The organism is Actinoplanes sp. NPDC051633 (genome assembly GCF_040681735.1).
GTDB lineage: Bacteria > Actinomycetota > Actinomycetes > Mycobacteriales > Micromonosporaceae > Actinoplanes.
Map to the genome: position 1 here is coordinate 1 of NZ_JBFAZH010000275.1, position 7789 is coordinate 7789.

Annotated in this window: 7 protein-coding genes; 5 read left to right on the top strand and 2 right to left on the bottom strand. The window is 70.6% G+C overall.

Going from position 1 to position 7789, the window contains the following annotated elements:
• Positions 1-1041 precede the first annotated feature (1041 nt).
• Positions 1042-1716 carry a hypothetical protein gene (locus AB0M20_RS17375; RefSeq protein ID WP_364299192.1) on the top strand — a complete coding sequence of 225 codons (675 nt, stop codon included), beginning with the start codon at positions 1042-1044 and terminating at the stop codon, positions 1714-1716.
• A gap of 3 nt (positions 1717-1719) precedes the next feature.
• On the opposite strand, the gene AB0M20_RS17380 is transcribed toward AB0M20_RS17375, so the two are convergent.
• Both AB0M20_RS17380 and AB0M20_RS17385 read right to left on the bottom strand, forming a co-directional pair.
• Positions 1720-2241, bottom strand: a complete 522-nt coding sequence (locus AB0M20_RS17380; RefSeq protein WP_364299193.1) for a DinB family protein — start codon at positions 2239-2241, stop codon at positions 1720-1722.
• Positions 2242-2286: 45 nt separating this feature from the next.
• The gene (locus AB0M20_RS17385; protein WP_364299195.1) at positions 2287-3975 is read right to left on the bottom strand and encodes an alkaline phosphatase D family protein; all 1689 of its coding nucleotides are present in this window, start codon (positions 3973-3975) and stop codon (positions 2287-2289) included.
• A 113-nt stretch (positions 3976-4088) separates the two neighbouring features.
• On the opposite strand from AB0M20_RS17385, the gene ftsY reads away from it, so the two are divergent.
• The 4 genes from ftsY to AB0M20_RS17405 all read left to right on the top strand — a co-directional run.
• Positions 4089-5222 carry a signal recognition particle-docking protein FtsY gene (gene ftsY / locus AB0M20_RS17390; protein WP_364299197.1) on the top strand — a complete coding sequence of 378 codons (1134 nt, stop codon included), beginning with the start codon at positions 4089-4091 and terminating at the stop codon, positions 5220-5222.
• 40 nt (positions 5223-5262) lie between these two features.
• Positions 5263-6060 carry an aminoglycoside phosphotransferase family protein gene (locus AB0M20_RS17395; RefSeq protein ID WP_364299199.1) on the top strand — a complete coding sequence of 266 codons (798 nt, stop codon included), beginning with the start codon at positions 5263-5265 and terminating at the stop codon, positions 6058-6060.
• A 215-nt stretch (positions 6061-6275) separates the two neighbouring features.
• The gene (locus AB0M20_RS17400; protein ID WP_364299201.1) at positions 6276-7661 is read left to right on the top strand and encodes an ammonium transporter; all 1386 of its coding nucleotides are present in this window, start codon (positions 6276-6278) and stop codon (positions 7659-7661) included.
• Positions 7662-7696: 35 nt separating this feature from the next.
• Positions 7697-7789, top strand: a 93-nt coding sequence (locus tag AB0M20_RS17405) for a P-II family nitrogen regulator (protein ID WP_364299203.1), incomplete at its 3' end; no start/stop codon positions are given.

Sequence of the window (7789 nt, forward strand, 5' to 3'; positions counted from 1 at the left end):
CCGTTTTGTCCGGCTCGGGGGCGGAAGTGGTAGCCCAGCCGGGTGTGGGCGGGCTCGGAAGGCGGCTGGGCTACCAGTAGCGCCGTTTTGTCCGGGCCGGGGGGCGGAAGTGGTAGCCCAGCCGGGTGTGGGCGGGCTCGGAAGGCGGCTGGGCTACCAGTAGCGCCGTTTTGTCCGGGCCGGGGGCGGAAGTGGTAGCCCAGCCGGGTGTGGGCGGGCTCCGAAGGCGGCTCCGCTACCACAGACGCCGTTTTGTCCGGCCCGGAGCTGAAAGTGGTAGGCCAGCCACCCGTGCGCGGGCTCCGAAGGTGGCTGCGCTACCACTGACGGCGTTTTGTCCGGCTCGGAGGTGAAAGTGGTAGGCCAGCCACCCCGTGCGCGGGCTCCGAAGGTGGCTCCGCTACCAGTTTGGGTGCGACCTCAGCCCCGCGGTCGGCTCGACTGGCCGGACGTTCCGGGACCCGCCGCCTGGCCGGCATGGATGCCGACCTCAGCCCCGTGATCTGCTTGCCGCGCCGCACGTGCCCGGACCCGCTGCCCGGCCGGCATGGATGCCGACCTCAGCCCTGAGATTGGCTTGACGGGCCGCACGTGCCCGGACCCGCCACCCGGCCGGCATGGATGCCGACCTCAGCCCGCGATTGGCTTGACGGGCCGCACGCGCCCGGACCCACCGGCCAGCCGGCATGGATGCCAACCCCAGCCACGTCATCGGCTTGACGGAGCGCTCCGCCGCCCGGCCGACATGGTTGCCGGGCTCAGCCCCGCGACTGACTCGGCGGGCCGCACGTGCCCGGACCCGCCGCCCGGTCGGCACGGCACCCAACTCCGGCCCGCGATCGGCTCGACGGACTGCCCGGATCGATGCGGCTTCGCCGCCCGACACGCCCGGCCGGCGCGCGACACGGCAGCCGCCGCCACCCCCACCCCGGCACTGGGTGGGTCCGACGGTAGGGGGTGGGTATGACAGTTTCGCGGCGGGCTGTGGATGCTTGTCGGGATGCGGCAGTGTTGATGTCCGGTACCGAGGCGGGAGACCTGATGACGACGCGTAGGTGGGCTCTGGCGGCGGTCGCCGCGGTGGTCGTGCTGAGCCAGCACGCGTGCGCCGACGACAGCGCCCCGCCCGCGGGTGCTCTGCCGTCGGGGGAGAGTGCGGCGCCGGCGGTCTCCACGGAGCCCAGCCCGGCGCCGTCGCCGGTGACGCCGTCGGAGGCGGCCCCGAGCGGGGCGGCCCCGGGCGGCGGGACCGCCGCCGACCCGTTGAACGGGAAGCGTCAACTCACCTTCGTGCCGGTCGTCGAGGGCAAGGAGCGGGCCGGTTCCGTCCTGTCCGTCACGCCGGCCGGGCGGGCGGATGTCACCGATCGCGACGGCGACACCGCGCTCTTCGTGCCGGTTCAGGTTCGGCCGGGGCGCTACCAGCTCAAGACCGGCAAGCTCGTCAAGGCCGGCGAGCCGTACTGTCTGCAGGTGAAGGGCAACGGCTCGAATCCGCTGACCGTCGTCACCGCCGCCTGCGACGCGAGCAAGGTCGTCCAGCAGTTCCGGTTCCAGAAGCGGGGCGACGCCTACATGGTCAGCAGTGACGGCGTCTATCTCCAGTGGCGGCCGAAGGCGAAGTTCGGCCTGATCGCCGAGGAGCCCGGCGAGGGTGACGTGACGGCGTGGCGGGTGACCGACAAGGGCCCGGCCACCCTGCCGAAGGGTGATTAGCGCCTAGTCGCCGGTGGTGCCGTCGATCCGCTCGCGCAGCAGGTCGGCGTGACCGTTGTGGCGCGCGTACTCCTCGATCATGTGCAGGTAGACCCAGCGCAAGCTGATCGCCGGGTGCCGGGATGTCTTGAACTCGTGTTCCAGCGGCAGACCCGCCGCGGCCGCGCGGACGTGTTCCAGCTCGGCCCGGTAGGTCGCGAAGTCCGCCTCGGCGTCGGCGTCCGCGACGTCGTCGAAGTCGCCGTCGAGGTTGTCGTCCGAGGTGTAGAGCCACGGCAGGTCCTCGCCGGCCGCACGCATGCGGAACCAGCTGCGCTCGACCAGCGCCATGTGCCGGACCAGGCCCAGCAGCGTCAGGTTGGACGGCTCGACGGATGGCTGCTTGAGCTGCTCGGCGGTCAGGCCGGCGCACTTCATCAGTAGGGTGTCGCGATGGAATTCGAGCCAGCCCTCGAGGAGGGTGCGCTCGTCGCCGACCTTGGGCTCGACCTTGCGGTCCACGGCTGGTGCCGTCCAGATAGTCATCGGCCACGATCCTGCCCCGGCACGGGCCGGCGCGCAGCCGATTATTCAATCGTGCAGGACGACGGTCGCCACCTCGAACAGTCCGCCGTCCTTGGTCGTACCCTCGATCGTCATGTCGGCGTGCGTCCCCCGATGCCGCAGCGTGCTCACCGCGTTGCCGAAATAGGGCCCGGCCAGCCGCCGCCAGCGCAGCGGCGGCTTGGGCACGCCGGCCGAGCGGGCCATCACCCGGGTGCTGTTCGCGGCCGCGCGCGACCAGCTGAAACGCATCAGCGGCCGCATGACGGCCGGCACCTGGTTGTGGATGGGCGAGCAGGTGAGCTGATGGACCGGGGTACGCACACCGGGCCCCAGGTCGGCCCGGGCGACGTACGAGTGGTGGACGTCGCCGGAGAGCACGCTGATGGTCTCCGGCGCCCGGTACGCGCCGCCGGCCCCGACCCGATGCCCGGGCGCTCCGGCGCCGCCCTCGCCGAGCCGCCGGAACAGCTCGGTGAGCGCCGCGAACGACCTGGAGAACGCCGCCCAGTGCTCCATGTCGACCAGGCGGCGCAGCCTTTCGGCCAGGGCCGCGCGCCGTTTCGAATTGCCGTCCGCGCTGTGCTCGTTCCACGACTCGACGTGGTGGATGGCCGGCGGCATCAGCCAGGGCAGCGACGAGCCGACCACCAGGTGGTCGTAGTCGCCGTGCGCCTGGTCGACGAACCAGTTCCACTCCGGCGCGGGCAGTATCTCGCGACCCCGCCGGGTGAGGACCCGGTTGCAGCGGTTGTCCAGCATCACCAGGCGGGTCCGGCCCAGGTCGAGAGCGAAACTCCACTGGTACGGCCGGTCGGTGTTGTCCGCCGACTCGGGCTGGTCCACCGCGAGGCCGAAGTCGTGCAGCAGGTCGGTGGCGTCGTCGACGCCGCGCACCTTCTGCAGCAGCGGGTCGGCGGCCAGCTCGTCGGGGCCGAGGTTGCCGAGGTGCTGGTAGACCCAGTAGGACGCCAGGCCGGCGGAGATCCGCTCGCGCCACCAGCTCTGGGCGGCCATGTCCGCACGCCAGGCCGCCGAGGTGTTCCAGTCGTCGATGATCTCGTGGTCGTCGAAGATCATCACGGCCGGCACGGTGGCGAACAGCCAGCGGACCTCGGGGTCGCGCCACGACTCGAGGTACAGCTTCGTGTACTCGTCGAAGGACACCACCTGGTCCTCCGGGCCGTGGTGACCGGCGGCGCGGCGGCGCTTGAGGAAGCGCTTGATCTTGGCGGTGGGCTTGTCCGCGTACACCTGGTCGCCGAGCAGCACGATCAGGTCGGGGCGCAGCTCGGGGTTCTGCGTGTCGGCCATCAGGCGGCGGGCGTAGGCGTCCAGCGCGTCCGGCGGCAGCTTGCGGGCGGTGGCGTGCGGGGTCGCCTCGCGGCAGGACCCGAAGATCAGCCGTACGGGGTGCTCGGCGTCGTCGGCCGGCCGGGTCCGGATGAAGGTCGGCGGGTACGGAGAGTCGGGCAGCGGCCACACTTCGCGCCCGTCGAGCCGCACCGTGTACGGATGGTCGGCGTCCGGCTGCAGCCCTTCCACGATCACGATCGCGTAGTGATGGTCGTACGCGGAGAAGGTGTGCGCGGAGCCGGCAGCGCCGCCCTCGGCCTCGACCTGCACAAACGCGGGCTCGGTGGTTTCCACCCAGACCGTGGCGCGATCGCCGACGACGCGCCTGAGCACCGGCCCGATGAGCAGGTGTGCGGTCACCGTCCCATCTTTCCTGCACATCCTGTGACGCCACAACCGGCCGAAGATCCGTTGTTGGGGCTATCCGGCGGGCGACTGCACGGGTGGGGAAAGCATCTGTCAGGCTTTGAGACATGGAATACGTGGTCGTCGCGGTGATCTTGCTCGTGGTCCTGGTGGCCGGTGCGGTGGGGCTCGTGGTGCCCCGCCTGCGTCGTCGGGAGCTGCCGCCGACCCCTCCGGTGGAGGAGATGCCGCCGCTGGTGGCCGAGGAGCCGCAGGCGCCGGTCCTGGTCGAGGAGCCGCCGGTCGCGCAGACGCCGGTCCTCGAGCGGCCCGAGCCGACCGCGGGCCGCCTGGTCCGCCTGCGCGCCCGGCTGAGCCGCTCGCAGAGCGTCCTCGGCCGCGGCCTGCTCAGCGTGCTCTCCCGCGACCACCTCGACGAGGACGCCTGGGAGGAGATCGAGGACAGCCTGATCACCGCGGACGTCGGCGTCGAGGCCACGCAGGTGATCGTGTCCCGGCTCAAGGAGCGGGTGCGCGTGCTGGGCACGAGGTCCGTGGCCGAGGTGCGGGAGCAGCTGGCCGAGGAGCTGACCGCCGCGCTCGAGCCCGAGCTCGACCGCAGCCTGAACACGTCGCCCCACGACGGCCGCCCGGCGGTCGTGCTGGTGGTCGGCGTCAACGGCGCCGGAAAGACCACCACCTGCGGGAAGATCGGCCGGGTGCTGATCGCGGACGGGCGGACCGTGCTCTTCGGGGCGGCCGACACGTTCCGGGCGGCGGCCAGCGAGCAGCTCGCGACCTGGGGTGAGCGGGTCGGCGCCGAGACGGTTCGCGGCCCGGAAGGCAGCGACCCGGCCAGCGTGGCCTTCGACGCGGTGAAGCGGGGCATCGACATCGGCATCGACACGGTGCTGGTCGACACGGCGGGCCGGCTGCAGAACAAGGTCGGCCTGATGGATGAGCTGGGCAAGGTCAAGCGGGTGGTGGAGAAGCACGGCCCGGTCGACGAGACGCTGCTGATCCTGGACGCGACCACCGGGCAGAACGGCCTGGAGCAGGCTCGCGTGTTCACCGAGGTGGTCGACGTCACCGGAGTGGTGCTGACGAAGTTGGACGGTACGGCGAAGGGCGGCATCGTCATCGCGGTGCAGCGCAAACTCGGCATTCCGGTCAAGCTGGTCGGCCTGGGCGAGGGTCCGGACGACCTCGCGCCGTTCGAGCCGGCCGCCTTCGTCGAGGCTCTTCTTGGTACCGACGGGTAGGCTCTGCGGGTGCTGTGGCGCGAGACAGGGGAGGTCTTAGGTGACGCAAGACCCCGTCCGTGAGATCCCGCTGCACGGTGGCAACGTCAGCACGGTGTCGCGGGTCGGCGACACGGTCCGCCGCAACACGGGGCCCTGGACACCGGCCGTGCATTCGCTGCTCAACCACCTCGAGCGGGTCGGCTTCACCGGCTCGCCCAAGGTCCTCGGCGTCGACGAGCGCGGTCGTGAGGTGTTGTCGTATCTCGACGGTGAGTGCGGGGAGTATCCGCTGGGCCCGCACTGGGTGACCGACGAGGCGCTGACCACCGTGGCCACCATGCTGCGGATGTTCCACGACGCGCAGTACGGCTTCCAGCCGCCGCCCGGGTCGGTGTGGCGCTCGTTCGGGCCGCCGCCGCCGGACGCCGAGGTGGTCTGCCACCACGACGCCGCGCCGCACAACGTGGTCTGGCGGCCGGACGGCACGCTGGCCCTGATCGACTTCGACCTGGCGTCGCCCGGCGCGCGGATCTACGACGTGGCGTACGCGGCGTGGACCTGGGTGCCGCTGTTCAGCGACCGGGACTCGTACACGCTGGGCTGGAAGCGGCCCAACCGGCCGCGCCGGCTGCGGTTGTTCGCCGACGCCTACGGGCTCATCCCGCGCGACCGGCATCGGCTGGTGCGGACCATAAGGAAACGGATCGTGGATCACGTCGAGGGCATCCGGCGGATGGCCGCGGCCGGTGACCCGGCGTTCGTCAGAATCGTGCATAAAGGGCATCTCCGGCGACCGATGCGCGACCTGCGGCTGCTTGACTACGAACGGCACACCCTCGAGTACGCGCTGCGATAGTCGGCTGTGAGGTTTTCTTCACACGTACGAAACAACCCGTCACATCTCGGAAACCGCACGTGTCCTTTCCGCGAAACAGCGGACCGGAAGGGTTCCCCCCTGATAACAAGCTCAGCCTTCAGCCCTTTCCGGGGCGGCGGCGGGGCTGAGGACGGCGCTCTGGCGATGAAGCCACAGGGCCGTGCGGGAGGACACCTTTTCCGAGAGGAGGCAGCGTGGAGGTCAACACCGGTAACACCGCATGGTTGCTCCTGTCGTCTGCGCTCGTATTGCTCATGACCCCCGGTCTGGCGCTGTTCTACGGTGGCCTCAACCGGTCCAAGGGCGTTCTCAACATGATGATGATGAGCTTCTCGTCCATCGGGCTCATCTCCGTGTTGTGGGTGCTTTACGGCTTCACCCTGGCGTTCGGCTCGAACTCCAACGAGGGTGCCAACAACATCATCGGCAGCTTCACCCAGTACTTCGGCACCGGCACCAGCTGGATCGGCGACGAGTGGATGCTCGGCGACACCGGCACCGGCATTCCGACGTACGTGTTCATGGTCTTCCAGATGATGTTCGCCATCATCACCGTCGCCCTGATCAGCGGCTCGCTGTCGGACCGCCTCAAGTTCGGCGGCTGGGTGCTCTTCGCGCTCGGCTGGTTCACCCTGGTCTACGTCCCGGTCGCGCACTGGGTCTGGGGCGGCGGCTGGATCGGCGCCAAGCTCGGCGCGCTGGACTTCGCGGGTGGCACGGCGGTGCACATCAACGCGGGTGCCGCGGCGCTGGGCGTCGCACTCGTGCTCGGCAAGCGGATCGGCTGGCCGCGGGAGAACATGCGGCCGCACAACGTGCCGTTCGTGGCGCTGGGCGCCGGCCTGCTGTGGTTCGGCTGGTTCGGGTTCAACGCCGGCTCGGAGCTGACCGTCGACAGCGTCACCGCGGTCGCCTTCGTGAACACCCAGGTCGCCACGGCCGCCGCGCTGCTCGGCTGGGTGATCGTGGAGTGGCTGCGCGACGGCAAGCCGACCCTGGTCGGCGCGTCCTCCGGCGCGGTCGCCGGCCTGGTCGCCATCACCCCGGCGTGTGGCTTCATCGCCCCGCTGCCGGCCGCCCTGCTGGGCATCATCGCCGGTGTGCTCTGCGCCCTGGCCGTGGGCCTGAAGTACCGCTTCGGCTACGACGACTCGCTCGACGTGGTCGGCGTCCACTTCGTCGGCGGCTGGATCGGCTCGCTGGGCATCGGCTTCTTCGCCACCACCCAGGTGAACGCGCTGGCCGCGAACGAGAGCCTGTTCTACGGCGGCGGCGTCACCCAGCTGTGGAAGCAGTTCGTGGGCAGCGCGGCCGTCACCGTGTACTCGTTCCTGGTCGCGGCCGTCATCGCACTCATCCTCAAGGCCCTGAAGATCTTCCGGGTCAGCGAGGAGGCCGAGGTCGGCGGCATCGACATCGCGGACCACGGCGAGACGGGCTACGACTTCACGCCGGCCGGCGGCTCGGGCGGTGGCGGCGCGTTCGCCATGGCCGGCCTGACCGGCAAGCACGAGGCGCCGAGCGATGCCGGGGTCGACGCTGACGGCAAGGCAGACGTCAGCCAGAAGGTCGCCGGTTAACTTCTCGTATGGCTGCTCCGATGGAGGGACTGAGCATGAAGCTGGTGACCGCGGTCATCAAGCCGTACCAGCTCGACGCGGTGAAAGAGGCGCTGCACGCCCTTGGCGTGGCCGGCCTGACCGTGAGC

Bases quoted from the DNA above. Each gene is read 5' to 3' on its own strand.
- AB0M20_RS17375 (WP_364299192.1), top strand. From the start codon at position 1,042: ATGACGACGCGTAGGTGGGCTCTGGCGGCGGTCGCCGCGGTGGTCGTG.
- AB0M20_RS17380 (WP_364299193.1), bottom strand. From the start codon at position 2,241: ATGACTATCTGGACGGCACCAGCCGTGGACCGCAAGGTCGAGCCCAAG.
- ftsY (WP_364299197.1), top strand. From the start codon at position 4,089: ATGGAATACGTGGTCGTCGCGGTGATCTTGCTCGTGGTCCTGGTGGCC.